Origin of the sequence: Salipiger bermudensis HTCC2601, assembly GCF_000153725.1 — a bacterium.
GTDB classification, from domain to species: Bacteria; Pseudomonadota; Alphaproteobacteria; order Rhodobacterales; family Rhodobacteraceae; genus Salipiger; species Salipiger bermudensis.
This window is the reverse complement of sequence record NZ_DS022276.1, coordinates 1535957-1562671: the sequence shown is the minus strand read 5'-3', so window position 1 is coordinate 1562671 and position 26715 is coordinate 1535957. Positions and strand designations below refer to the sequence as shown.

At 67.8% G+C, this 26715-nt stretch carries 18 protein-coding genes; 7 read left to right on the top strand and 11 right to left on the bottom strand.

Going from position 1 to position 26715, the window contains the following annotated elements; translation table 11 throughout:
* Positions 1 to 3 precede the first annotated feature (3 nt).
* The 4 genes from R2601_RS07400 to R2601_RS07385 form a co-directional block, all read right to left on the bottom strand.
* A complete protein-coding gene (locus R2601_RS07400; protein WP_007795920.1) occupies positions 4 to 1026 on the bottom strand; it encodes a glycosyltransferase family 2 protein in 1023 nt (340 codons plus the stop codon).
* Between the two features lie 4 nt (positions 1027 to 1030).
* Complete coding sequence (locus R2601_RS07395; RefSeq protein ID WP_050768409.1) at positions 1031 to 7501, bottom strand: type I polyketide synthase; 6471 nt, start codon at positions 7499 to 7501, stop codon at positions 1031 to 1033.
* Between the two features lie 186 nt (positions 7502 to 7687).
* On the bottom strand, positions 7688 to 9052 hold the full coding sequence (locus tag R2601_RS07390; RefSeq protein WP_007795915.1) for an oligosaccharide flippase family protein: 1365 nt from the start codon (positions 9050 to 9052) through the stop codon (positions 7688 to 7690).
* Positions 9049 to 9906: a glycosyltransferase family 2 protein gene (locus R2601_RS07385; protein ID WP_040544472.1), complete on the bottom strand. Its 858-nt coding sequence runs from the start codon at positions 9904 to 9906 to the stop codon at positions 9049 to 9051. Before R2601_RS07385 ends, R2601_RS07390 begins: the two co-directional genes overlap by 4 nt.
* Positions 9907 to 10148: 242 nt before the next feature.
* On the opposite strand from R2601_RS07385, the gene epsE reads away from it, so the two are divergent.
* Positions 10149 to 11351, top strand: coding sequence for an exopolysaccharide biosynthesis GT4 family glycosyltransferase EpsE (epsE, locus tag R2601_RS07380; protein WP_007795908.1), 1203 nt, complete (start codon positions 10149 to 10151; stop codon positions 11349 to 11351).
* 45 nt (positions 11352 to 11396) lie between these two features.
* Here the strand turns inward: epsE and R2601_RS07375 are convergent, their stop codons facing one another.
* Complete coding sequence (locus R2601_RS07375) at positions 11397 to 14387, bottom strand: calcium-binding protein (protein WP_007795904.1); 2991 nt, start codon at positions 14385 to 14387, stop codon at positions 11397 to 11399.
* A gap of 24 nt (positions 14388 to 14411) precedes the next feature.
* Here R2601_RS07375 and R2601_RS27145 point away from each other — a divergent pair, with 24 nt between their 5' ends.
* Both R2601_RS27145 and R2601_RS07370 read left to right on the top strand, forming a co-directional pair.
* Complete coding sequence (locus R2601_RS27145; RefSeq protein WP_217626364.1) at positions 14412 to 14636, top strand: hypothetical protein; 225 nt, start codon at positions 14412 to 14414, stop codon at positions 14634 to 14636.
* Between the two features lie 90 nt (positions 14637 to 14726).
* On the top strand, positions 14727 to 16292 hold the full coding sequence (locus R2601_RS07370; RefSeq protein ID WP_007795897.1) for a 2-isopropylmalate synthase: 1566 nt from the start codon (positions 14727 to 14729) through the stop codon (positions 16290 to 16292).
* Between the two features lie 65 nt (positions 16293 to 16357).
* Here R2601_RS07370 and R2601_RS07365 read toward each other — a convergent pair whose 3' ends face one another.
* Both R2601_RS07365 and R2601_RS07360 read right to left on the bottom strand, forming a co-directional pair.
* On the bottom strand, positions 16358 to 17206 hold the full coding sequence (locus tag R2601_RS07365; RefSeq protein ID WP_007795893.1) for a hypothetical protein: 849 nt from the start codon (positions 17204 to 17206) through the stop codon (positions 16358 to 16360).
* 258 nt (positions 17207 to 17464) lie between these two features.
* Entirely contained in the window at positions 17465 to 18451 is a 987-nt protein-coding gene (locus R2601_RS07360) for a 2-hydroxyacid dehydrogenase (protein WP_007795890.1), read from the bottom strand.
* Between the two features lie 105 nt (positions 18452 to 18556).
* Between R2601_RS07360 and R2601_RS07355 the strand changes: the two genes are divergently transcribed.
* On the top strand, positions 18557 to 19057 hold the full coding sequence (locus tag R2601_RS07355; RefSeq protein WP_007795887.1) for an SH3 domain-containing protein: 501 nt from the start codon (positions 18557 to 18559) through the stop codon (positions 19055 to 19057).
* A gap of 34 nt (positions 19058 to 19091) precedes the next feature.
* Here R2601_RS07355 and R2601_RS07350 read toward each other — a convergent pair whose 3' ends face one another.
* On the bottom strand, positions 19092 to 20156 hold the full coding sequence (locus R2601_RS07350; protein ID WP_040544469.1) for a Hint domain-containing protein: 1065 nt from the start codon (positions 20154 to 20156) through the stop codon (positions 19092 to 19094).
* Positions 20157 to 20491: 335 nt separating this feature from the next.
* Here R2601_RS07350 and R2601_RS07345 point away from each other — a divergent pair, with 335 nt between their 5' ends.
* Complete coding sequence (locus R2601_RS07345; RefSeq protein WP_007795882.1) at positions 20492 to 20824, top strand: 2-dehydro-3-deoxyphosphooctonate aldolase; 333 nt, start codon at positions 20492 to 20494, stop codon at positions 20822 to 20824.
* A gap of 1 nt (position 20825) precedes the next feature.
* Here the strand turns inward: R2601_RS07345 and R2601_RS07340 are convergent, their stop codons facing one another.
* The 3 genes from R2601_RS07340 to R2601_RS07330 form a co-directional block, all read right to left on the bottom strand.
* Positions 20826 to 22130 carry a hypothetical protein gene (locus R2601_RS07340; protein WP_007795880.1) on the bottom strand — a complete coding sequence of 435 codons (1305 nt, stop codon included), beginning with the start codon at positions 22128 to 22130 and terminating at the stop codon, positions 20826 to 20828.
* Positions 22127 to 23599, bottom strand: a complete 1473-nt coding sequence (locus tag R2601_RS07335; protein WP_007795875.1) for a GumC family protein — start codon at positions 23597 to 23599, stop codon at positions 22127 to 22129. Before R2601_RS07335 ends, R2601_RS07340 begins: the two co-directional genes overlap by 4 nt.
* A gap of 126 nt (positions 23600 to 23725) precedes the next feature.
* Positions 23726 to 24340: a response regulator transcription factor gene (locus R2601_RS07330; RefSeq protein WP_007795872.1), complete on the bottom strand. Its 615-nt coding sequence runs from the start codon at positions 24338 to 24340 to the stop codon at positions 23726 to 23728.
* 313 nt (positions 24341 to 24653) lie between these two features.
* On the opposite strand from R2601_RS07330, the gene R2601_RS07325 reads away from it, so the two are divergent.
* Entirely contained in the window at positions 24654 to 26033 is a 1380-nt protein-coding gene (locus tag R2601_RS07325) for a WecB/TagA/CpsF family glycosyltransferase (RefSeq protein WP_007795869.1), read from the top strand.
* 134 nt (positions 26034 to 26167) lie between these two features.
* A complete protein-coding gene (locus tag R2601_RS07320; protein WP_007795867.1) occupies positions 26168 to 26686 on the top strand; it encodes a putative pterin-binding protein in 519 nt (172 codons plus the stop codon).
* Positions 26687 to 26715: the final 29 nt, after the last annotated feature.

Sequence of the window (26715 nt, the reverse complement as noted above, 5' to 3'; positions counted from 1 at the left end):
TGCCTACTCCGACTGTGCCCCAAGCACCGCCCCCGGCGCCGGGCCGGGTTTGGTTTCACGTGTGACCGGCAAAGGCCGGGTCATCGCCCTGAGGTCATGAAACACGAGATCGCGCAGGAAGTGGTCCGGGTCGGCCTGAGCCTTGCGTTGCAGCACCCGCCGCAGCCGCCAGAGCAGACCGCCCGCCAGATGCGCGAGCGTTGCCACGGCCGCATAGGCGCGCCCGTGGCTCTTGGTGAAATAGTGCCAGCGGCTGTCGAGCCAGAAGCCCGGCACCCGCCCCCATGTCTTCATCCCCGTCGAGACCGACCCGATATGAGTGACCTCGCTGTCGCGGACATAGTGGGTCTCATACCCCGCCCGCGCGGCGCGCAGGCAGAGGTCGGTTTCCTCGAAATAGAGGAAGAAGGTCTCGTCGAAGAGGCCGATCTCGTCTAGAACGCTCTGCCGCATCATGAGCGAGGCCCCGGCCAGCCAGTCGACCCGCTGGGTCTGCGCCGGCATCTCGAGCGGCACGCGCCGGAGATGCAGCAGGCGCGAGATCGGTCCGAACCGCGCCGCGCCTTCGAGCTCCGAGGCGATCGACGGAAAGCGGAAGGCGGTGATGTGCGGATCACCCGCTTCGCCGTGGATGTAGCTGCCGGCAAATCCAGCCTCTGGATGTGTCTCGAGATGGTCGAGCAGCGCCCGCAGGCTGCCCGGATCCGGGAAGGCATCGGAGTTCAGCGCATAGACGTAATCCGGCGCGCTGCCGTCGGACCAGCCGGCCCGAATGCCCACGTTGTTTCCGGCGCCGAAGCCACCATTATGGCCCGACTGGATCAGCCGGATCGGGGCGCCCTGCGCCCAATCCTCCGAGCCAAGCGCCGCCTGCATCGTCTCGAACGAGGCGTCACCGCTGTCATTGTCGACGATCACCAGCTCGGCGTTGAGCCCAGCCATCTCGCGCAGCGCCGCCTGCACCGAGCGCAGGGTCATCTCCGGCGTCCGGTAATTCAGCGAGACGATCAGCAGCTTCGGACCCATGCGCCTACTCCGCCGCCCGGTGGCCGGAGCGGCCGGGGAAGTCGACCACCTCCGAACCGCCGCGCAGCTCCGCCTCGGCGCTCGTGATGGCCTCGCGCATCAGCGCCGCCAGCACCCGCACATTGGGCTCGAGCACCATGCTGTCGTGATCACCCGGCACCTCGTGCACCTCCACATGCGGCACGTACTGGCTCCAGTCGTTGTCCTGCATTACGTAGGCGCGCTCGGAATTCACCATGCGCCCCTGCGAGACCTGCCACTTGCCCACCAGCGGCGGGCGGTAGAGCACCAGCCGGCCCTGCCAGGGCGTGACCTCATAGCGGGCCACGGCTTCGAGGAAGGCGGCCTCGATCTCGGCGTTGTGGAAGCTGTGCTGCTCGGCGGTGTCTTCCTTGGCCTGCCGCTTGGCGATCTCCCAGCGGATGCGGTTGCGCGCCCAGATCAGCGGGTAGAACAGCCCCTTGGCCTTCAGCTCCTGCATCTGGATCAGCATCCGGTCCTTCGGCTCGAGCGGGCGTCGGGTGGGCAGCGGCGTGTCGAGCAGCACGCAGAGCGACACCTCCTCGCCCGCAGCCTCGAGTTGGCGGGCAATCTCGAAGGCGGTGATGCCGCCGCCGGAGAAGCCGCCGACCATGTACGGCCCCTCGGGCTGCACCTGCCGCATCTCGGCGATGTAGTCGCGGGCCATCTCCTCGATGCTGCCATGCGGATCCTCGCCACCATAGAGCCCACGCGCCTGCAGGCCATAGAACGGCCTGTCGGCGCCCAGAAGATTGGCGAGGTGGCGCAGGTTCAGCACGTTGCCGAACATGCCGGCCACGAGGAAGAACGGCGTGCGCGGCCCGCCCTCGCCGTCATGCATCGGCACGAGATGGGTGAAACGGCGCTCGGGCGCTTTCGGCGCAGGCTCGGCGCCGTCCTTGCAGGCGGTGATCCCCGCCTCCTCGGCGATCATCGCGGCGCATTTGCGGATCGTCGGCGCCTCGAACAGCACCGAGATCGGGAACTCGACGCGGTAGGTCTTCTTGACCATCGAGAACAGCCGCACCGCGATGAGGCTGTGCCCGCCGAGATCGAAGAAGCTGTCCTCGACGCCGACATTCTGCACCCCGAGCAGCTCCTCCCAGAAGCCCGCCAGCGTGCGCTCGATATCGGTCTCGGGCGCAACGTAATCGCCGTCAAGCTGCGGCCGGTCGAATTTCTGCACCTCGCCGGCCTCGGCGGTGGACGCGGCGGTCTGGCGGGTAAGCTGGTCGAGATCCATCGACGAGATCACCACCTGCGGCAGCCCCAGCGCCAGCGCGCGGGCGAAGGCGCTCACGCCCTCGTCGGGCAGGATGCCCTGGCTGAGGTTGTGGGCCAGCCGCTCCTCCGCGGGCGAGAGCGGCTGCGCCGTGCCCTGCGCGCCCTCGACCTCGAGCTCGGCGGCGGTAAGCCGCGGCGCGGCGTGCAGGATATCGGGCTGGGCAAGCTTGTGGATGGTGAAGCCCGAGATCTCGACCAGCACGGTGCCGTCCGGGGCCGAAAGCGTGATGTCGAACCTCGCGGTCTCGGCATCGGCGCGGTTCTCGGCGGCGTTGCGGACCCAGCTGACGATGCGGTCTGTCAGCGGCGCGTGCACGCGCACCCGGGCATAGCTCACCGGCACCCAGAGATGGGTCGGCTGATAACCTTCGATCAACTCCATCGCCCAGCCGGTGGCGATGTCCATCAGCGCCGGATGCAGCAGGCAGCCATCGGCCTGCGCGGCCTCGGCCAGCGACAGCTCGGCGATGCCTTCGCCGCAGCCCAGCGCGCGGCGGTCGAGCACGCGCCAGCGTGGGCCGAAGGCGAGCTGCACCTCCTGCGCGGTGGCAAGCTTGCCACCGTCGGCGGCCACCACCGGCTTGCCACAGCGGGCCCGAATCGCCGCAAGGTCGAGCGGCTCGGGGCGGCGCATCGGCAGGAGCGCCAGCGTCGCCTGCGCGGTCAGCGCGTGACCGCGCTTGCCAGCCAGCGTGGCATCCGCCAGCACCTCGAACCCGTAGCCTTCGTCACGGCGCGAGAGCCGCAGGCGCACATCGCGCGCGCCGCCCTCGGCCACCCGCAGCGGGCGCAGGAAGGTCAGGTCGCGGATCTCGAACGCGCCGGTTTCGTGCTGCGCCCGCAGCGCCTCGGCGGCAAGCGCGAGATAGCCGGTGCCCGGCAGCAGCGCGTCCCCGGCGCGGGTCCGGTGCTCGTCGATGAACCAGTCGTCGGCGGAATAGCGCGCGGTGAACAGGCGGTTGCCCTGCGCGTCGAAGCTCTTATCGTCGAGCATCGGAACGCCCGCCGGCTCGATCGGCGCGGGCGGCACCTCGCCACGGCGCGCGGCGACGGCCTCTGCGGCCATGCCGACCTCGTTCCAGATGCCCCAGTTGATCGCGAGAACCTTGGTGCGACCGCCCGCACGGGCCTGCGCGAAGGCGTTGAGATAGACGTTGGCGGCGACATAGTCGACCTGACCCGCCGGCGCGGTCACGGTGGAGGAGGATGAGAACAGCACCATCCATTCGATGCTGCCATCGGGGAACACCTCGCCCAGCACCTGCGTGCCGTGGATCTTGGGGGTGAACACGTCCTCGACGCTGGCGGGCGACTTGGCGAGCAGCGGCGCGTCGTCGATAACGCCAGCGCCGTGGACCACGCCGGTGATCGGGCCGAAGCGGGCCTCGGCCTCGTCGCGGACCTGCCGCATCTGGCCCGGGTTGCAGACATCGGCGGCGGCGATCATCACCTGCGCCCCGGCCTCTTCCAGCGCCTGCACGGCCCGGATGCGCCGCGCCAGCCCGTCCTGCGGCGCGTGGCGGGCAAGGTAGTCGGGCCATGCGTCGCGCTCGGGCAGCGCCCGGCGCGCGATGAGCACAAGGTTGGCGCCGCGCGTGGCGAAGTCCTGTGCCAGCGTCAGGCCGATGCCGCCGAAGCCGCCAGTGAGCAGGTAAGTGCCGCCGTCGCGGGCAACGGGGGTGGGCTCGGGCAGATCGACGGGTTTCATGGCGCATTCAAAGCGCTTGGCACCACGCAGGGCGGCAATGGCATTGGCGGGCTCGGCGAGCAGCTCTTCGAGGACTTGCAGGCCAAGCGCCTCAAGCGCCTGCTCGTGCCGCGCTGCGGACTTGCGTTGCGCGAAGAGCCCGGCCTCGGGCTGCGGCGGCAGGGCGAGGTCGAGGGTCGAGACCGTCACGCCCGGAAGCTCGCGCGGGATCACCCGGGCGGGCCCGGCGATGGTGCTCTTGGCAGGATAGGGCAGCGCCTCGTCGCGCGCCCGGGCGGCACCGCTCGTGACCACGGTCAGGTGCAGCGGGCGGGGGAGGTTTTCCTCGGCGAGCGCCTGCGCAAGGAAGAGCAGCGCGTAGAAGCCTTGCTCCTGAAGGCGGTGGAAGAAACTCGAGCCCGGACGATGGCTCTCACCCTCGGTGACGAGCCAGAAATGCGCAATCCGGGTCGGCACGTGGCCGCGCAGGGCGAGATCCTGCAACAGCAGGTCGTATCCCTCGCGGCCCCGCTCGGGCGGCAGGAGGTAGGCGGTGTCCGAGACGCGGGTGAAGCTGTCGCCGGGGCGGATCTCGATCACCGTGTGACCGGCGGCGCGGAGCTTTGTCACTGCGCGGGTAGCAAGCCCGGCCTCATCCATGAAGACCAGCCAGCTCTGCGGCTCGGCCTCCGCAAGCCCGGCTTCGACATCGACCTCGACAGCCGCCGCACGCGGTCGCCAGACCGGCTTCCAGCCCCAGCTCGCGACATCGTCGTTGCGCATCAGGAATTGCGGCGTGGTGTCGGACTGCGCCTTGCCCGGCGCGATGAAATAGGGCGCGCGCTGGAAGGCGTAGGAGGGCAGCACGACGCGGTTTCGCCGAGCATCGCCCCAGACCTGCTCCCAGTCGAAGCTCGCGCCCAGCGCCCAGAATCGGCCCAGCACCTCGAACATGTGCTTGTCATCGGCGATGGCATCGTCGCGGTGGCGCAGCGAGGACAGCACCGCCTGCCCCGCCACGTCGGGGTGCTGCCGGGCCAGCGCCGAGAGCGCCTTGCCCGGCCCGACCTCAAGATAGATGCGCTCGGGCCTGGCCAGCGTGGCGATGCAATCGGCGAAATGCACGGTGCCGCGCAGGTGCTCGACCCAGTAGTCGGGCGAGGTCGCCTGTTCGTCGGTCATCAGCGCGCCGCTGCGGTTCGAAGTCAGCGGGATCTGCGGCGCGAAGAGGTCGATGGAGCGCAGGTAGGCCCGGAAATCGTCGAGGATCGGCTCGAGCATGCGGCTATGCGCGGCGATGTCGATGGGGATGCGCTGGCAGTCGATGCCGTCGCTACGCAGCCGCGCCTCGAGCGCGTCGAGCGCCGCCTGCGGGCCGGAGGCCACGGTGAGCTCGGGGGCGTTGACCGCACCGAGATCGAGATCCTCGCCCAGCAGCGGCTGCAGCGCCTCGGCAGAGAGGCTCACCGACAGCATGCCGCCCGCCGGCACGCTGTCGAACAGGCGGCCACGCAGGTGCACGAGCCCGATGCAATCCTCGAAGCTCATGACGCCGGCAAGGCAGGCGGCGGTATTCTCGCCCATCGAGTGGCCGGCCAGCGCCACCGGCTGGATGCCCCAGCTCATCCAAAGCTGCGCCAGCGCGTACTCGGTGATCATGATCAGCGGCAGTTGCAGCGACGGCCGCGTCAGCGCCGCGTCGGCGGCATCCCGGTCGCCCGCGGCGGGCAACCAGAGCGCCCGGATGTCGGCGTCTGTGATCTCGGCCAGCGCGTCGAGACCGCGGTCCATCCATTCGGCAAAGACCGGCTCGGTCTCGTAGAGATCGCGCGCCATGCCGGCGTATTGCGCCCCGCCCCCGGGGAACATGAACACGGTCTCTGGCCGGTCGAGCGCGCTGTGGGAATGGACCCGGCGCGGCGCGTCCTCCTCGAGCAGGCGCGCGGCCTCTTCGTGGCTTTCGGCCACCACGATGCGGCGCTTCTCGAAGGCCCGGCGGCCCTGCTTCAGCGTCCATGCGACATCGGCCAGCGGCTGCTCGGGATGCGCGCGCAGATGCGCCGCGAGGCGCTTCGCGCCATCGTCGAGCGCGGCCTTGCTGCGGGCCGACAGCATCAGGATCTGGAACGGCCAGTCGCTCTCGTCCGAGGGGGCCCGCGCGGGCGCCTCCTCGAGCACCGCGTGGGCATTGGTGCCGCCGACGCCCAGCGAGTTGACCCCGGCGCGGCGCGGATGTCCGGTCTGCGGCCACGGCGTCAGTCTGTCGTTCACCACGAAGGGCGAGCTTTCGAAATCGATCGCCGGGTTCGGCGCCTCGTAGCCCAGCGAGGGCGGCATCTCGCCTTCGTGCAGCGCCATGGAGGCCTTGATCAGGCTCGCCACCCCGGCGGCCGTGTCGAGATGGCCGATATTGGTCTTCACCGAGCCGATGCGGCAATGCCCCACCGCGTCCGAGCTCTCGCGGAAGGCCTGCGTCATGGCGGCCACTTCGATGGGGTCGCCCAGATAGGTGCCGGTGCCGTGGCACTCGACGTAATCCACCGTGTCCGAGGGGATGCCGGCCATGGCCTGCGCCTCGGCCACCGCCTGCGCCTGCCCGTCGACGGACGGCGCGAGATAGCCGGCCTTCTGCGCGCCGTCATTGTTGACGGCGGTGCCCTTGATCACGGCCCAGATGTGGTCGCCATCGGCGATGGCGTCAGACAGCCGCCGCAGCACCACCACGCCCGCACCCGAGCCGAACACCGTGCCCTGCGCGCGGTGGTCGAAGGCATGACAGGCGCCATCGGGCGAGAGGATCTCGTTCTCCTTGTAGAGATAGCCCCGGTTCTGCGGCAGTTCGATGGTCACCCCGCCGGCCAGCGCCATGTCGCACTCGCCGTTCAAGAGCGCCTGCGCGGCATAGTGCGTGGCGACGAGCGAGGTGGAACACGCGGTCTGCAGGTTGATCGACGGCCCGTGCAGATCGAGCACGTGGCTCAGGCGGGTGGTCATGAAATCCTTGTCGTTGCCGGTATGGCGCAACAGGAACATGCCGGTGTTCTCGACGAGGTCCGGGTTCGAGCAGACGTTGAAATAGAAATACGAGCCCATGCCGCAGCCGGCGAAGACGCCGACCTGTCCGTCGAAGCTGTCGGGCACGTGGCCGGCATTCTCGAGCGCCTCCCACGCGGTCTCGAGGAACTGGCGATGCTGCGGGTCCATGATCGCCGCTTCCTTCGGGGAGAACCCGAAGAACTCGGCGTCGAACATCTCGAAATCATCGAGCGGCGCGGCGAAGGGAACATAATCCTTGTGCCGCATCAGGCCCGGATCCTCTCCGGCGGCGCGCAACTCGTCCTCGGTCAGGCGGCGGATCGATGAGCGTCCGGCGCGCAGGTTGTCCCAGTAGGCGAGGATGCTGTCGGCCCCGGGCAGGTGCGCTGCCATGCCGACGATGGCAATGTCATTCTCGCTGCCTGGCAGCGGCAATGCTGTGCTCATGAACCAGTACCTCGTAACCCGCGACGTGCCGCCGTCGTAAACGAAGAGTTAGAAGAAAATGGGGCAGCCCGTTGTCACTCGCAACGATAACCCCTGTTTCTCGCAGAATTGGCTGCCATTGTCGCGAATTTGGAGACAATGATCGGCCTTGGCGCCGTCGCGTCGACTTCATAAGGAACGATTCTATCAACCGAGTCGCGCCAGCGCCACGATTGCCTCCCAGTTGATCGCCACCGCCAGCGCCGCCAGCAGAAGCGCCACCAGCGTGAAGAGCGCGTCGTGCAGCGGATCCCATGCCCCCATGCGCCGCGCCAGCCAGACCACCACCGGGTAGGCCAGCACATAGGCGGCCCCGATGCCCAGCAGCGCCCCCATGAGCCCGGCAAGCTCGAGCCCCGCGAGGATACAGCCCACCATCAGCACCGCCCGCGCCAGCGCGAGGACAAAGAAGGTGCGGCTGTCACCGGCTGCCAGCGCCGCCTGATCGTAGGTCTGCACGATGATCTGGGGCATCTGCACGCAGGCCACGATCACCGTCACCGCGCCGGCGGCGAGATAGCGCTCGTCATAGAGCAGATCGACCAGCCAGTGCCCCAGTGCCGCGAAGATGCCGACCATCAGGATCAGCGCGGCGGTGACCACGAAACGCATCTTGCGCAGGCGCACGAAATTCTCGCGGCTCTCGGTGGGCGGGTTCTCGCGGTAGATCGGGATCAGTATGCGCCGTGTCACCATGCCGCCCAGCAGCATCGGGAAGGCGGCGAGGAAGTAGCCGATATTGTAGATCCCCAGCAGCTCGAGGCTGAGATACTTGCCCATCAGGATCTTGTCGCTCTGGTGGAAGAAGAAGCCGCAGACCGTCGACAGGAAGATCCACTTGCCGAAATTGATCAGCTCGCGCGCCGCGGGCTTCTCCCAGCGGAAGCGGTTTCCAGCCCCCGGCAGGAAGATCCAGTTGATGACGACCTCCACGATCACTGCGATCAGGCCGCTGAAGACCAGCGACCAGACCGACCCGGTGAGCCAGGCCAGCAGGATCGCGGCAAGCACGCCCGTGGTCTGGGTGACGAAGTCGAGCACCGTCACGAGGCCGAGACTCAGGTGCCGGTTGGCGCTGTCCATGCGGGTCGGCTTGAAACCAGCGATCAGCAGGGCAAAGCTCGCCGCCGGCAGGATCGTGAGCAACTGCGGCTCGTCGTAGAAATACGCCGCTGGCCAGGCGAGGCCACAGCCCACGAGAAAAAGCCCGGCGCCGCGCAGCACCTGGATGGTCCAGGCGGTGTCGAGGAAATCGCGCTCGTCGCCGCGTTTGCTCTGCAGGATCGCCGGGCTGACCCCGACATCGGAGAATTGCTGCAGCCCCATCATGAACACCGAGACCAGCGCCATCAGGCCGAAGGCCTCGGGGAAGAGCAGCCGCGTCAGGATCAGGTTCGAGGCCAGCCGCAGGCCCTGGCTGAAGGCGAAGCCACCGACGGTCAGCGCCGAGGAGCGCATCACCCGGGCGGTCAGCGACGCGCCGCGGAAGCGGGAGAGCAGCGCGCCCGTCATCGGCCGCGGCTCCAGTCGCCGGAGGCCGGGCGCAGGCGCACGCTCAACGCGACCCCGGTATAGACCGCGAAGCCCAGCGGATCGCGCAGTGCCATCGCCAGCTTGTCCGAGGCTGAAAAGGCCGGCTTGTCGTCATTGGCGACAAGGGCGGGATAGCGCGACTCGATCTCGGCCACGCCGGCATCCTGACGCCGGCGCACCCGGACCAGCCGGTCGAAGCCCTCGGCGATCGGCCAGTCGTAGCGTGCCGGCACGCCGACGCGTTCGTCGGGGGTGAAGTTCAGCCGCACGAAGGTGTCGTCCGAGATGATGTCGGGGAAGCATCCCCAGCGCCCGCGCCCCGCGGCATTGACCGCGAAAACGCCGCAGCCCGGCACGCATTGCGCCATGAACGGCACCTGTCGCCAGATCCGCGCATAGGCGCGCGACACGGCGCTGCGGGCAGTGATGTTGACGGTGCCGCTGGCGTAGCGCGGCTCGGGGCACGAGAGCACCTCGTGCAGCTGGCTCAGCAGCTCCGGCGCCACGATCACGTCGGCATCGAGATAGACTCGCGTCGCACCGCTCGCGGCGGCATCCCCGGCATCGAGCGCGGCAAGTTTGCCGCCCTCCTGCCGCTCGAGCACCTGCAGCGTCCAGCCGCGCTGCGCGAAGGCAGGCGTCTTGGCACGGGCGCGCTCTGCGGTGTCGTCGCGGCACCCATTGGCGATGACGATGACCTCGACGGGCGCCTCGTCCGGCCAATGCGAGGCGCACAAGGCCTCAAGGCAGCCGCCGATCAGCGCTGCTTCATTGCTTGCCGGTAAGATGACCGAAACGGCTGGCGTCCCGGGAGTCTCGGAAGATCCCGTCATATCGATACCAAACAGACACTCACATGCGCCAAACGCGCCTCACAGCGTCCACATGCCACCAAATTGTGGTTAAAGGAAGAAGCCCTCTCAAAATATAATCAGATTGATACAAGCCCGCCTGATGCGCCGCGAACACGGTGGTGAGGCTTCTTGCGAAATCGGCAGGGCATTATGGAAACCGCTGCCGTTCCCGGTCACATTGGCGTGGACGAGCTGACAGCGGGGGATGCGTGTCGCAGAGATTGCGGATCGGATACCTGGTACCCCAGTTTCCGGGCCAGACTCATATCTTCTTCTGGCGCGAAGTTCAGGCGCTGGAAGCGATGGGCCACAAGGTGGACCTGCTCTCGACGCGCATGCCGCCGTCGGGCCTGATCGCGCATGACTGGTCGGAAGACGCCATCGCCCGCACCACCTATCTCGGCCAGATCAAACCGCTGAACGCGCTGCGTGCCCTGAGCGGGCTGCTGCCGCGCGGCCTGATGCGCGCGACGCTGAGGGAGGGTCCGGGCTTTGCCCGCGACGTGGCGGTGACGCTGTCGGCGGCGCAGGCGCTGAAGGCCCACGCGACAACGGCCGGGCTTGATCATGTCCACGTGCATTCCTGTGGTCGCGCGGCGCTGATCGCGGCACTGGCGCAGCAGCTCGGCGGGCCGAGCTATTCGCTGACCCTGCATGGCCCGCTGTCGGATTACGGCCCCGGTCAGCGCTTCAAGTGGCGCCACGCGGGGTTTGCCACGATCATCACCCTTAAGTTGCTGCACGAGATGCAGGCGGCGATGCCCGAGGATCTCCCCGAGCGCCTGACGGTGCGCCCCATGGGGGTGGATACCGAGGTGCTGAAACGCGAGACGCCCTACCAACCGCCCGAGAAGGGCCGCCCGATCCGGCTGTTCTCCTGCGGCCGGCTCAACGTGGTGAAGGGGCATCAGGACCTGATGTCGGCCATGCGCCAGCTGCTCGATCAGGGCGTCGACGTGCGGCTCGAGATCGCCGGCGAGGACGATGCCGGCGGCGAAGGCTTCCGCAAGGATCTCGAGGCGCATCTGCGCAAGCTGCGGCTGCAGGATCACGTCAAGCTGCTGGGCGCGATCGACGCCGGGGCGGTGAAGGCAAAGCTGCTCGAGGCACATGCCTTCGTGCTGGCCTCGTGGCACGAGCCGCTGGGCGTGGCCTACATGGAGGCGATGGCCTGCGGCGTGCCGGTGATCGGCACCGATGCGGGCGGCGTGCGCGAGCTGATCGACGACGGCAGCACCGGCAAGCTGGTGCCGCCGAAAGAGCCCACCGCGCTGGCCCGCGCGATCCGCGAGCTTGCCCAGAACCCCGACAGCGCGCTGCATTTCAGCGCCGCCGGCCGGGCGCATGTGGAGACGCATTTCCGCGCCAGCCTCGGTGCCGAGACGCTGGTCTCGGAGATCCTCGCGACGCGGCAAGAGCCGTAGAGGGAGCCCTCCCGAAGCGGGAACTCAGAGACCGGCGGTCGGCAGTCAGAGACCGGCGGTCGGCAGCTCGACCCCCGGTGCGTCGGAAAAGCTCAGCGCCTCGACCTGCACCATCCGCACGATACCCTGCGGCCCATTCGCCACGAGCCGTCCCTCCTCGCGCGTGAAAGCATAGTCCGCCTGCGCGCCGGGCAGCACCGCCACGTCGCGCCCCTCGCCACCGTGCAGGATGTCGTCGCCGCCCTGCCCGATCAGGGTGTCGTCGCCGTCTCCGCCGAGCAGGATGTCGGGCTTCGCGCTGCCTTCGAGCGTCTCGCTCCCGGCATCGCCCTCAAGCAGCAGCCCATCGTCGAAGCTGCCCGGTGCGCGCGGCTCCCAGTCGGCAGGCGCGGTGGCGTTGTAGCTCATCAGCATGTTCCAGCGCGGGTTGTCGTCAGCCAGATGCCGCAGCGCGCCCCAGCTGCCCCATTGCGATGCCGGGGCGACATCGACGAAGGCGTTGAACAGCGTGCCGCCGCTCGCCACCCAGCCGGTCAGAAGCTCTTCGTAGAGCTTGGCCATCTCGGGTGTATAGTTGAAATACTTGAAGAACTCGGCCAGCTCCTCGTCCTGGACCCGAACCATCTGGGCCGAGACATGGGTGCCGCCCTCGTACATCACCAACTCGAGCCCGGCTGCCTCGGCTGCGCTGGCATGGTAGGGAAAGATCTCTTCGATCAGTTCCTTGAGCGAGCCGTCGAGCAGCGCCAGCGCCACCGGCGCCACCGCCGCGTCGAAGCGATGCTCGCGGACATACTCGCGCAGCGCCACGCGGCGCAGCCCCTCGGCCTCGCCCGCGGCCACCGCCGCCGCCTCGGAGCGCGCCAGCCAGTCGTCGACCTGCGGCGCCATCTCCTCGCCGCCCATCTCGTAGCCGAAATACCCCGCCACAGCATAGGCGTCGAACAGGTCCTGCGGCGGATGGCCGAGCTGCAGATAAGCCAGCGGCGCCATCAGCACGCTCTCCTCGAGCCCCGGCCAGCCGGTATGGGTCGAGACCACCCGCACCAGCCGGTCCTCGGCCTCGTCACCATAGATGTCGGTCCAGATCTGCATGACCTGCGCCGAGCGCAGCCCGTAATACTGCATCCAGCCGGCCTCGGAGCGGCCCCAGAGCGCATCGGCCTGCGCATCGGCCCAGCGCGCCTGCTCGAAGATGTGGTTCCAGACCTCGTTGGAGTATTCCACATAGACCTTGAGATCCGGATCGAGCCGCGCCTTCACCAGTTCGGCGAACTGGCGCACGTAATCGTCATCGGCCATGTGCGGGATATTGAACCACGGATCGGCACCGACGCGGTTGGCGAGCCGCAGCATCACCTCGGCCGGGACACCCCGGGAGGTCCAGCTGAAATCGCTCATGCGGGGTCGGTCGTCCCAGCTCTGCACCGGCGAGCCGTTGGTGTGCATCCAGTCCATGAAGCGCAGATTGCGCAGGTCGCGGATGCGCTCGATCCAGAGCGGGTTGAACAGCGCGCCCGCCTCGAACAGCGCGAGCTGGTCTTCGCGCACGATGCGGATGTTGCGGATCGGGTCGTCGGGATCGGTGGCGGTGATCGAGACCCCCACCGCGCCCTCGCCGGGGGCGTACCAGAACTGGCCCTCGCCCTCGCCGAGCCGCACCCGGCTGGCGCGACCGGTGATGTCGAGCGTGCCCTTGCCCTCCCAGAACACGCGGTAGGTGCCGATCAGGTACTCGGCATCCGACGAGATATCGGTGAGCAGCAGCGCCTCCAGACGCTCAACCCGCTCGGGGATGCTGACCGGCCAGCCGGCCTCGTCGAGGGCGCCTTCGGCGCGCAGCTCCTCGGCCTCCACGCCGCCCCATTGCCCGGGCAGGTGGCCGACCCATTGCCGGGCGGTCTTCATGTGATCGAGGAACGGCGCCTGGGTCGACCAATCGGCAATGCCGTTCAGTCCCATCGCAAGCGCCGGCGCGCCCTCCGGCCGCGCGCCCGGATCGGGCAGCGCCACCTGCCCGCGCACCGGCATCGGCTCGGCGGACGCCGCGGGCGCGGCCTCGGGCTCGGACTCGGCGGCAGCTTCAGCGGTGCGCGTGGCAGGCGCCTCCGGTGTCAGCCCGGCGCTTTCGAGCACGCCGGAGGCCGAGATCTCGTCCCATACCAGCGCGGCAAGCTCGGGGTAGTTGGCGACGATCTCGGGATGCAGCGTCTCGGGCGGCGTGAAGTCAGCGGGCGGCGGCGCCTGAAAGGTCGCGGCATAGGTGATCATCGCGGCGAGGAAATACAGGCTCGGCGTGCCGTGCGGATCGAGATCGACATAGAGCGCCTCGGCGGGCACGTCCTCGAGCGGGCCGTCCTCGCCCAGCAGCACCGAGAGGATCGGCGCCACCGGGATCAGCCGGATATCGGCCTCGGGCCGCTCTGAGCGCAGATCGTCGCGCAGGGTCTCGTACCAGTCATGGTAATCGCCCTGGTTCATCGCGTGATAGCGCCGAAGGGCGCGGGCAGAGGGCGGAAAGCTGCGCGAGAGCGCGGCCATCTCGGCCCAGCCCTCGTAAAGATAGATCGGGATGCCCGGCACCCGGTTGTCCACCCAGTCGACGACCTTCAGGATCGCGCCCATCGGGCTCTCGTTCGCGGCGTTGTCGTAATCATAGGGCGCGTCGGGCGCCTGGTACTGGATGAAGTTCGTCGGGGTGATCCAGACCGCATCGAACCCGGCATCCCCGAACGTGCCGCGCCCGGCATCCCAGTGGCCGCTCACGTCGGGAACAGACCAGTTCGGCCGCGGCGGCAGGCTGGAGGCGAAATCGCGCAGGAAACCCCACTGGCCATCCAGTGCGAGCGCCCGGCCATCGGCGCGGGCCAGCACCCCCATCCAGTAGGGCACGTTGGCAGTTCCTTCCTCGTTCAGATGATGCACGAGACTGTTGCCGAAGACATAGACCTTGGCGGCGTCACGCTGCTCCTGTGCAAGCGCGGCGAGCGGCGTGAGCAGCGCGAGGCAGGCGGCGTGGATGATACGTCGGATCACATGATCTCTCCCGGATGGTCGGCCATGACCTCCAATATGGCGGGCGTGACGCCACGCTCAAGCCTTGTCTCGGGTCCCTGCCCCGCTGCCACCTGTGGCAGCAACAATCGCGGCATTTTGCGGGTTTTCATTCGTTCGATTGCGCGTATAGTCCGCCACATGATGACCACCGGCCATATCGCTGCAATCTCCCGTGCCCTCGGCGCGACGCTTGCGCTTGGCCTGCGTCTTCTCCTAATCCGCCTCTGAGCGCGCAGTCACCCGGCGCGACCGCTCAGAGGAGGCATCGTTTCGCGCCGGCGAGACACCAGGACGAAGACCAACAAGAGATTCAGTGACATGACCGACCAGACCAAAGACCGCGTGTACATTTTCGACACGACGCTCCGCGACGGCGAACAATCGCCCGGCGCCACCATGACCCATGACGAAAAGCTCGAGATCGCCGAGCTTCTCGAAGACATGGGCGTCGACATCATCGAGGCGGGCTTCCCGATCGCCTCCGAGGGCGACTTCAAGGCCGTCGCCGAGATCGCCGAGCGCAGCAAGGAATCGGTGATCTGCGGCCTCGCCCGCGCCCAGCTTCCGGATATCGACCGCTGCTGGGAGGCCGTGAAGCGCGCGCCGCGCCCGCGCATCCACACCTTCATCGGCACCTCGCCGCTGCACCGCGCCATTCCCGACCTCACCCAGGACGAGATGGCCGAGCGAATCTTCGAGACCGTGACCCACGCCCGCAACCTCTGCGACAACGTGCAATGGTCGCCGATGGACGCCACCCGCACCGAGTTCGATTATCTCTGCCGGGTGATCGAGATCGCCATCAAGGCCGGCGCCACCACGATCAACATCCCCGACACAGTGGGCTACACCGCACCGCGCGAATCTGCGAACCTCATCCGCCGCCTGATCGAGACCGTGCCCGGCGCCGACGAGGTGATCTTCTCGACCCACTGTCACAACGATCTCGGCATGGCGACGGCGAACTCGCTCGCCGCGGTCGAAGCGGGCGCGCGGCAGATCGAGTGCACCATCAACGGCCTTGGCGAGCGCGCCGGCAACACCGCGCTCGAAGAGGTGGTCATGGCGCTGCGCACCCGCGGCGACATCATGCCCTTCGACACCGAGATCGACACCCGCAAGATCATGCAGATCTCGCGCCGGGTCTCGACGGTGTCGGGCTTCCCGGTTCAGTTCAACAAGGCCATCGTCGGCAAGAACGCCTTCGCGCATGAGAGCGGCATCCACCAGGACGGCATGCTCAAGAACGCCGAGACCTTCGAGATCATGCGGCCCGAGGACGTGGGCCTCGCCGGCACCTCGCTGCCGCTCGGCAAGCACTCGGGCCGCGCCGCGCTCCGCGCCAAGCTCAAGGAGCTCGGCACCGAGGTCGGTGACAACCAGCTCAAGGACATCTTCGTGCGGTTCAAGGACCTCGCCGACCGCAAGAAGGAGGTCTACGACGAGGACATCCTCGCGCTCGTGACCGCCGCGATGACCGATGGCGCCGATCACCTCGAGATCGTCTCGCTCAAGGTGACCTGTGGCACTGGCGGCCCTGCGGAAGCCACCCTCGAAATGGAGGTCGGCGGCGAAGAGATGTCGGCCACCGAGCACGGCGACGGCCCGGTCGACGCCACCTTCAAGGCGGTGCGCGCGCTCTACCCCAACAAGGCCCGGCTGCAGCTCTACCAGGTGCACGCGGTGACCGAGGGCACCGACGCGCAGGCCACCGTGTCGGTCCGGCTCGAGGAAGACGGCAAGATCGCCACCGGCCAGTCCGCCGATACCGACACGGTCTATGCCTCGGCCAAGGCTTATGTGAACGCGCTCAACCGCCTTCACGTGCGCCGCAGCAAGACCGGCACCGACCAGAAGGAAATCAGCTACAAGGACATCGGCTGATCCAAGGGAACCGCCAGCGCCCGCCCCGACAAGGGCGGGCGCTTTTTCGATCTGCGCGGGATGGCTTACGCGATGTCGGCGTGATCCGCGAAGTGGCCCTGCGCGTGATCGTCCAACTGCGCGCCGTGGCCGGGCTCGTCCGCAAACGCGAACGCTTCATGCTCATCGTGGATCTCGCGCATCACCTCGGCCATCAGCAGTTCGACCATGGCGTCGTCCTGCGGCGGTTCACCGTCGGCGACCGTCGCCTCGGGACGCTCCTGCGGCGCGTAGAACTCGAAGACCTCGGGGGCGTCCTCTGCAAGGAACAGCGCGATCTCGGCAAGTTCCGGGGCCGAGGCTGGCCCGACGACCAGATTGCTTGCCGCAACGGTGGTGAACCACTGAGGCGCTGGAGAGGACGGCTCGGAAATCGAAAGCACCGCGTCTGGCAGGTCGCCTGCGGCCTGATCCGGGCCCAGGGTCGGTGCCAGCCCGTCGGCCCCGTCGGGTGACGGACCTGCAGCAGTCGGACGCCTTTCCTCAACGTCCCCCTCGATAAGGCGCGACACGGACGGTGACAGGATCGGCGCCGACGGACCGGCCTCGTCTCCCTCCAGAGTCCCGGTCAGCTCATCGGGGGCCAGCCCGGTCCTCTCGCCGTCCGCATCTGCCTGCCACATCCTGATGGCGCGCTCCTGCGCCGTTTCCTCGGCGGCATCCACCATCCCGAGCGGCACCACATAGCCGAGGCTGACGACGGCGTTGCGAAGGCCGCGCACGCTGCCATCGCCTTCGAATTTCATTGCCGAAAGACCGCCCATGCGGCGACCGTGGAAAAGCTCGTCCCCATACGAGGCGTTGGCCTCGGCCTCGAGCTCCTCTTCGAGGCTCTCATGGTGCTCTCCGGCCTCGGATCGCTCGGCCCCCTCCATGGATTCGATCCCGAGGTCCGATGCGACAGCCGCACCGCCCTCCGAGACAGGTTTGATAAGACGTTCGAAGATATAACCTAGCACTGTTCTCACTCACTGTTCAGCCCGTGACACACTCACGAGGGGCACAGTGATCCGCGGCAATGGCGCGGGAGGGCATGCAAAAGCGGCGATAGCGGGGCGCTTGCCCACAAAGCTCTCCGAAAGCTTAGGTCTTTCGAAACGATCAGGCCGGCCCAGAGGCCGGCCCGAGACAGGTCAGTGCATGGCGGGAACGACCTGATCCGGCGGCCGGTGGCCATCGGCGAAGGTCTTGACGTTGAGCAGCACCTTCTCGCCCATTTCGATCCGGCCCTCGATGGTGGCCGAGCCCATATGCGGCAGCATCACCACGTTGGGCATGTTGACGAGCTCGGGATTGCCCTTGATGCCGTGCTGGTAGACGTCGAGACCGGCACCCGCCAGTTCGCCCGCCTTGAGCATTCGGGTCAGCGCGCTCTCGTCGATGACCTCGCCGCGCGAGGTATTCACCAACACCGCAGAGGGCTTCATCAGCTTCAGCCGGCGCGCGTTGAGCAGGTGGAAGGTCGAGGGCGTGTGCGGGCAGTTCACCGAGATCACGTCCATCCGCGCCACCATCTGGTCGAGGCTCTCCCAGTAGGTCGCCTCAAAGGCGTCCTCGGTCTCGGGGCGCAGGCGGCGGCGGTTGTGATAATGGATCTGCATCCCGAAGGCCTGCGCGCGCTTGGCCACCGCCTGACCGATCCGGCCCATGCCGAGGATGCCCAGCCGCTTGCCGCCCAGCCGCGTGCCGAGGAAGGCATTGGGCGCCCAGCCCTCCCACGTGCCGGCCTGCATCACCGCAAGCCCCTCCTGCATCCGCCGGGTCACCGCGAGCATCAGCCCCATGACCATGTCGGCGGTATCGTCGGTCATCACGCCGGGCGTGTTCGACACAAGAATGCCGCGACGGCGGGCGGTCTCGACGTCGATGTGATCAACCCCGGCACCGTAATTCGCGATCAGCTTGAGCCGCTCACCGGCCTGACCGATCAGCCCGGCATCGATCGGGTCGGTGATGGTCGGCACCAACACGTCGCACTCGGCCATGGCTTCGGCCAGCTCGGCACGCGACATCGGCGTGTCGCTTTCACGCAGGGTCACGTTGAACAGCTCGCTCAAACGCGTCTCGACCGCTTCGGGCAAGCGTCGCGTCACGACAACACTCAGGCGTTTCTGAGGCATGGCGCGCCTCCCCTCCCTTTCCACTGCTCGTCTCCGATGGCACAGTGTCCCATGAGCGTGCGGGGCACAAGAACCCCGCCTGAAAAACTCGGGCAGGACAGTGAAATGCGCATGGCCGCTTTGATCGTGGGGCTGATGGCCGCCCTGTTGACCGGTACCGTCTCCGCCGCCACCGACGAGCGTGGCCCGGTCACCAATCTGCCCTTGCCGCGCTACGTGTCGATGAAGGCGTCCGAGGGCAACGTGCGCCGCGGCCCGTCGCTCACCCACCGCATCGACTGGATCTACACCCGCCGCGACATGCCGCTCGAGATCACCGCCGAGTATGGCCACTGGCGCCGCGTGCGCGATGCCGACGGTGCCGGCGGCTGGGTGCATTACTCGCTTCTGTCGGGCGTGCGCACCGTGCTGGTGCAGCAGGACATGCTCGAACTGCATGGCCGCCCGGACGCGGCTGCGCCGGTCAATGCCAAGCTGGCGCTCGGCGTGGTTGCCCGCCTCGGCAAATGCGAAACCGCGTGGTGCGAGCTTTCGGCCGGCGGCTATGATGGCTGGGCCCCGAAATCGGCGCTCTGGGGCGTCGCGCCGGACGAGATCCGCGACTGAGCCACCCTGACTGAGCCCACGATGTCCCGCCCCCTCAGGCGGCCTCGTGCATCAGGATCGCCGCTTCCGATTCCGAGAGATTGCGCCGGGCAAAGCCCCCATAGCTCTGCGGGCTGTGATCGATCTCCGGCATCATCGCCAGAAGCCGCATCCTGTCTGCGTCACGCAACGTGGTCAGCGCGGTGTTCGAGGGATGGAAGCTCTCGGTCTCGACCCCGTTGGCAAACAGCACCTCGTGGCGCGGCAGCAGCAGGTGCACGTAGGTCACCTCGCGCACCGCCAGATCCCGCACCACGGTGCGTCCGTTCACCAGGTCCGAGGCCCGCACCAGCACCTCTTCGGTGTTGAACAGCGCCCGCGCTGCAGGACCTGTCACCAGCATCCGGTGCTCGGGCGAAACCAGGAACTCCTCGTCGGGGCGCTCGATCCCGAAGGCGCCGGCGCGGATGCGCACCGGGCGCAGCCTGGGCATGGCGAAGAGACGCGCCCCGGTCATCCGGCGGCTGCCGACCCACTGCACCTCCTGCGGGCCGTTGTCCTTGGTCTGGATCAGGTCGCCCTCGCGCAGCGCTTCGACCGGTACGGGGCCGGTCGGGGTCTGGATACGGGTGCCCGGGGTGAAGCAGATCACCCCGCCAGACTGCTCCGCGCCCTCATGCCTGGCCAGCGGCCCGAGCGACGCATGCACAACCCAGAGATCGACACCCCGCGGCGGGATCTCGTTGAGGAACATCAGCAGCGGACGCGCCGCGCCATCCACCTGGATCAGCGTGACCGTATAGGTCTGCGCACCGTCGGTGACGATGAAACTGCTCTCCGAAAGAGGATGTCCGACCTCGACCGTGTCGAGACGGCTGTTGTTCGTCACCGCGGCCCCCACAAGCCGGCGCACCATCTGCGCCGCGCGACGGCGGATGTCGACAACGTCATCCGCACGATCAAGCTCGAGGAGCCCCGAAGGCCCATCCACCCGAACAGACTCGCCGCGCCATGCCCATGCCGCTCCGACACGAAGCGACGAAAACCCTGCGCACTCGAAACCGTCTACCAGTGTTTGTGACCAGGATATGACGAACGTGCCCTTGATGCCCGTTCCCATCTTGCCTGTGCCTGCTCTCTTTATTGTTTTCCATGGGGTAACAAAACCGGCGTTGCATTTGTAGAGCGCGCGGCAAACGCGGTCCTATGATACCGCAAATGGCCGCTGAATGTTGCGACCGGACCACAATACAAGGACAAAACACATCCCTAAGGCGATTATGACGCAAGGGAGCGGCGAGCCTCCGAAAGCGAAACAATCACAGCGTGTTTACCATACGTCAGCTTCGAGTCGGGGCAAAGGCTCTGCGGCCCCTCGCGTCACTTTGGCAGCCGCAATTGGACAGCGCCCGCATTGCAAGGTAACAGGCGACAAGATTCATTGACGGTAGATCCATGTCCCAGACCTCTTCCGAAATCGCCCGCACGGTGCTTGCGACCGAGGCCCAGGCGCTGACCCGTCTGGCAGAGGAGTTGCCCGCTGCCTTCGACGCCACCCATTCGGTGCAGCTTCCCGGCGGTCAGGGCGCAAGCTCGGGCGGCCAGCGCCAGTTCGTCGAACCGCTGGCGCGCGCCGCGCTGGCGGTGGGCGCGGGGGCGGTCTTCATCGAGACCCACGAAGACCCCGACAACGCCCCCTCGGACGACCCCAACATGGTGCCGATCTCGGATCTCGGGCGGTTGCTGAAAGGTCTTCGGGCGATCGACGATCTGACCAAGGCGGGCTAAGTCAGGCCGCAACAGGCTCTGTTTGGGGCGCTGGCCGGGTTTCGGCCCGCGCATCCGCGACCTCGCGGGCGTGCAGGCCCAGCACCACCAGCGCCGGCCACAAGAGATAGGCCTCGATCTCGATATTCTCGCCGAACGAGAGCAGCACCAGCACCATGCAGATGCCGAGCGGCAGCCGACCGCGCGGCCCGAGCGCGGCGTCCTTCAGCGCGATCCAAATCTGCCAGACCAGCGGCACGGCAAAGGCCAGAAGCCCCGTCAGCCCCTTCACGAAGAGCAGCCCGAACCACGTGTGATGGCTGCCGATGGGCATGTACTCGACGATATGCGGCCCCGGATGCACAGTGCCGTGGCCGAACCACACCGCCTCCTCCTGCCAGCGCTCATGCGCGATGCGCTGCAGCGTCTCGCGCACGCGGGTGCTGTCGGCCCGCGCGCCCTTGAAGGCCGAGACGCCGCTGTCGATGGCGCGCAAGAGCCCAGGCCCGACGATGGCCATCGAGGCGGTCAGCCCGGCGAAGGCGCCCCACGCCCATCCCTTGAGGATCAGCGGCATCATCCGCGGCCCGATGGTGCAGGCGACGAGCCCGACCAGCCCCATGCGCGACTTCGAGGCGAGGATCATCAGCACACCCGCCGCCACGCCCGCCGCGCGCCACTTGTTCTCTTTCTCTTCCAGAGCGAACAGCACGGTGGTCACCCCCAAGAGCGCCGCAAAGGGCGACCACGGCGCGAAGAACTGCCAGCGCGGCGTCCAGGAGGCCGGGTCGAAGGTGAAGAGGTAGACCGAGAAATACTCCGGCCCCGGCCCGCCGATGGCCTTGAGCGGCGAGGTAAAGATGCGCTCGGGCAGGCCCAGCGTTGGCGCGATCAGCAGGCTCGGGGCGAGGCAAAGCGTGTAGAAGCCGAGCTTGCACTGCGCCCGGATCAGGATCTCGCGCCGGATCGGCAGCACCGCGCCAGCCAGCGGGAACAGCGCCAGCAGCGCCCAGCCCTTGGCCCAGCCGATCGAGGACTTGATGGTCTTCTTCAGCCCCAGCCCCCAGTCGAGATGCCCGGCCCAGAGCGCCACCAGCATCACCGCCATGCCGAGGATCCAGCCCCAGACCACCGGCGGCACTGGCCCGGTTGCGCGCAGGTCGCTGCGGATCGCCGGGCCAAGATAGAGCGCCAGCACCGCCAGCATCGCAAGCAGCCATGCCAGCACCGGCCCGACCACGTAGAGCGCGCCGATGCCGTAGAGTGGCCAGGTCCAGACGATGGTCTTCCAGACCATGCCCTCGGCGGGGTTCTGCGGCGCGATCATGTGCGCTCGGCCTTGGTGAAGAGCAGCCGCCGGATCAGCGCCAGACGGATCCAGGCGAGGCTCAGCGAGAACAGCAGCAGGAACGTCGCCGCCGCCCCGGCCACGACGGCGAGCTTGCGCTTGGGCGAGGTCGGCCCGTCGGGCAGCGACGGGTCTTCGAGCACCTGCACCAGCGGGTACGAGGCGTAGATGTCGGTCTTGCTCGACTGGGTGCGGGCGATGGCCGAGGCAAAGACCGCCTCGGCGACGCTGAAGTCGCGCTGCAGATCCTCGAGCCGCGCGGCCAGCGGCGCCAGCGCCTCGAGCCGGGCGGCCTCGGCTTCGATATGGGCGGTCAGGCCCGCGACCTGCGCCGCGAGGCCGGTGCGCTCGGCCTCCTGCCGCACCAGCTCGGTCAGCAGCGTGGCGCGGCCGCCGTCGATGGCGCGCTCGAGCTGTCCTGTCCCGCCGGTCAGGGCCCGCGCGCGGGCCTGCGCCTCGGAGCTGGCGGCCTCGTAGGCGGTGGCGGCCTTCACCACCTCCGGGTGCTGCCGGCCATAGCGGGCACGGGCGCTCGCCAGCTCGGTCGAGGCCTCCGACATGGTCTCGAGCAGGGCGAGATAATCCGCATCGCCGTTCAGGCGCAGGATGATCGCCGCCTGCGCCGCGTCGGTGCCAAGCTGCGCCTCGAGCTGCGTTACGGCGGCCAGCTTGTTGCGGTGCTCGGCGCTGAGGGTCTCGTGCTGCGCCCTCAGGTCGTCGAGCTCGTCGAGCTGGCGGCGGTATTGCTCGGACGAGTGCAGCCCGCTCTCGGCCTGCAGGCGGGCAATGTCGTCGCGAGTGGCGGCGACAGACCCCTGATATTCCTCGATCGCGGCCAGTCCGCCGGTCTGGCGGCTGTCCTGCTCGTCGCCGCGCAGGCGGTCGATCTCGTCGAAGAAGGCGGCCAGCAGCGCCCCGTTGCGCGCGCGGGCGGCCTCGGCGCTGGGGCCAGTCATCTCGATATGGATGAAGGCGGTCTGGTCCACCAGCCGCACCCGCGGCTCTCCGAACCCAGCCTTGTCGGTGCCCAGCCGGTCGGCGGCATCGCGCAGCACGCGGTCGGCGGCAAGCAGGCGCTTGTAGGTTTCGGTCGGGCTGACCGAGTTGCTCGAGAAGGCCGAGTTGGAATAGCTCGACGCCTGCCCGATCTCGGCAAGGTTGACCGAGGCCGAGGCGCCGGACCCGGGCAGGATCAGCGACATGTGGCTGGAATATTTCAGCGGCGCGGTCTTGAGGTAGCCGGTGATCGGCGCCCAGATCGCCGCCGCGCCCAGCGCGAAGATCCACAGGTAGCGCGGCAGGCGGCTGAGATCGAGCGTCGCGCCGCCCATCAGCAGCCGGCGGAGGCTGATCTTGCGCGGCCACAGCCGGAAGCGGCGGCGGGCGGGTGCTGCGTCGGTCTCGGCGGTCAGGGTCTGGTCGGCAAGGGACTGGTCGGCAAAGGTCATGGGCAATCCTCCGTTGCCCGTGACATTAACCTTAAGCGTGTATGAATGCCGTTGCGCGGGCGGAGGGCCGGGGGCCTCGGATGCGCCGCCGACCTATCCCTTCGGCGAGGCCGTGGCGTGACCGGATCAGAAGATGCCGGCGTCGCGCGCGACGATGGCCGCCTGGGTGCGGTTGTTCACGTCGAGCTTGCGATAGAGCGTCTTCACGTGAAGCTTGATCGTCGGCTCGGTGATCTCGAGATCGCGGGCGATCTCCTTGTTGGACTTGCCCTCGGTCAGCCCCTTGAGAACTTCCATCTCGCGCTTGGTGAGGGACTTGGCCAGCGGGTGCTCCTCGACCTCCTCGGCGGCGGTCATGAAGGCAATGGGGGCGTATTGCTCGCCCATGGCCATGAATCGCACTGCATTCACAAGGGATTTGGCCGGCAGCGTCTTGGGGACGAAGCCCGCCGCCCCGAGCTCGAGCGCCTCTTCCGCGATCTCGCGGCTGGCCTCGCCCGAGATCAGCGCCACGTGGCGGGCGCCGCCGATCGCCAGCGCCTGCTTCAGGCCCTGAAGCCCGTTCATGCCCGGCATCTTGTAGTCGAGCAGGACCAGATCATACGCCGCATCGTCCTTCATGCGCTGAAGCGCCTCGTCGAAGCTCGACGCGCTGCCGGTCTCGATTCCATCTTCGTCATCAAGAAAGGCGATCAGCGTGTCGCGCAGCAGGTCGTGGTCGTCGGCGATGAGAACGCGCATATCGGGGCACCGTAAGATCTTGCTTTCGGATCTACACGCTACACGAGTGCCCGCACCCCGTTAAGGCAATTCTGCGAACGCTCACGGCAAAGCCGAATAGGCCTCCTACCCACAGGTATAGGTCGCTCTCGCAAACGCCCGCATAGAGCGTCTATCCCGCTGGATAGGAGGCGGGGATGAACGCGCCCGTGACGCTGCGTCCGGCGAGGATGCGCACCGTCCGCGCCACCGGACTCACCGGCTGGGAAATTGAGGTTAACGCTGTCTTCAGGCGATGCAGGAGGGGCCACTCAGCCAGGAGGAGACCCCCACCATGAAGATGATGCCCCCCGCCGCATTCGCCCGTTCACTTGCCGCCACCCCCGCCTTGAACACCAAGCGCGTGCTTGGCCTGCCGGTGGTCGACGCCACCACCGATGACTGCGTCGAGGCCCTGCTGGGCGGCGCGGCGCGCACGGTCTTCTTCCTCAACGCGCATTGCGCCAACATCCGCGCCCGCGATCCGCACTATGCCGCGGCGCTGGCCCGCGCCGGCGCGGTGCTGCCCGATGGCATCGGCATCGAGCTCGCCGCCCTCATGATCGGCACGGAGCTGACCGAGAACCTCAACGGCACCGACTTCACCCCGGCGCTGCTGCGCGCCGCGGCCCGGCGCGGCCTCTCGGTCTTCCTGTTCGGCGCCAAGCCCGGCACCGCCGAGGCCGCCGCCCGCAAGCTCGCCACCACGATCCCCGGCCTGCGCATCGCCGGCACCCGCGACGGCTATGGCGGCACCGCCAACAGCGCCGAGGCGATCCGCGAGATCAACGCCTCGGGAGCCGACATCCTGCTCGTTGCCATGGGCGTGCCACAGCAGGAGCTGTGGATCGACCGCCACCTGTCAGACCTCGCACCCGGGCTGGTGCTTGGCGTCGGGGCACTGTTCGACTTCCTCGCCGGGACCGTGCAACGCGCGCCCGCGCCCGTGCGCAAGGCGCGCCTGGAATGGGCCTGGCGGCTGGCGATGGAGCCGCGCCGCATGGCCGGGCGCTACCTCGTCGGCAACGCGACCTTCATGGCACGGGCCGCGTGGCACGCGCTGCGCCTTGCCGGCCCCGAGGCCATCGGCAAGCGGCTGCTGGATTTCGCGGGCAGCCTCGCCCTCACCTTGATCATGGCGCCGCTGCTGCTTCTGGTGGCTGCGCTGATCCGGGCCGACAGCCGCGGGCCGGTGCTGTTCCGCCAGACCCGCGTCGGTCGCAACGGCAAACCCTTCACCATCTTCAAGTTCCGCACCATGCACACCGACGCCGCCGAGCGTCTGGCCGAGCTGCGCGCCAGCTCGGACCGCGAGGGCATCTGCTTCAAGTCGCGCAGCGATCCCCGCGTGACCCGCGTCGGCCGCCTTCTGCGTCGCTACTCGATCGACGAGCTGCCGCAGGTCTTCAACGTGCTCTTCGGCCACATGTCTCTGGTCGGTCCACGCCCGGCCCTGCCCACCGAGGTCGCCGCCTACCCCGCCCACGCGCTCGAGCGGCTCGATGCACGCCCCGGCATCACCGGCCTCTGGCAGGTCTCGGGCCGCGCCGATATCGGCTTCGACAAGATGGTGGACATGGACATCGCCTATGTGCGCTCGCGTAGCCTCCTGCTCGACCTGATTCTGCTGGGTTTGACCGCACAGGCCGTATTCTCGGGACGCGGCGCGTATTGAGCGAAGTTCCGCTAATATCTGGGAAAAAGACGTCAGACCTATCCTTTCGGATAGGGTCACTGTCCTGATCCCCGCATGAAAAAAGCCCTGTCCGATGGCAGGATTCACAGAACATCTGAATCAAGGTTGGTGCCATGTACACTCTTACGGAACGTTTTACCCGGGTCGCAGCTCTTCTGCTGCTTCTCCTCGGTGCCACCTCTGTCGCCGCGGGTGAACTCGAAGGACCGACCGGCCCCGTTCTTCTGACGATCAGCGGCGACATCGAGAACACCAACGGCGACGGAACCGCGGCGTTCGACCTCGACATGCTGCGCGCCCTCGGCGCCACCGACGTCACCACCGAGACGATCTGGACCCCTGGCACCATCACCTTCACCGGTGTGGAACTGAAGACCCTGCTCGATCATGTCGGCGCCACCGGGTCCGAGATCGATGCCACCGCGATCAACGACTACACCGTCGTGATCCCGGTCAGCGATGCCGTCGAAGAAGGTCCGATCGTGGCCTATGAAATGGATGGCAAGCTGATGTCACGCCGCGACAAGGGGCCTCTGTGGCTGATTTACCCGTACTCGTCGAATGCCGAGTACCGGACCGAAGTGATCTACTCACGGAGCATCTGGCAACTCGACCGTATGGCGATAAGGTAGGGGTCCACTCAACCCATGCCCCTGGAGGC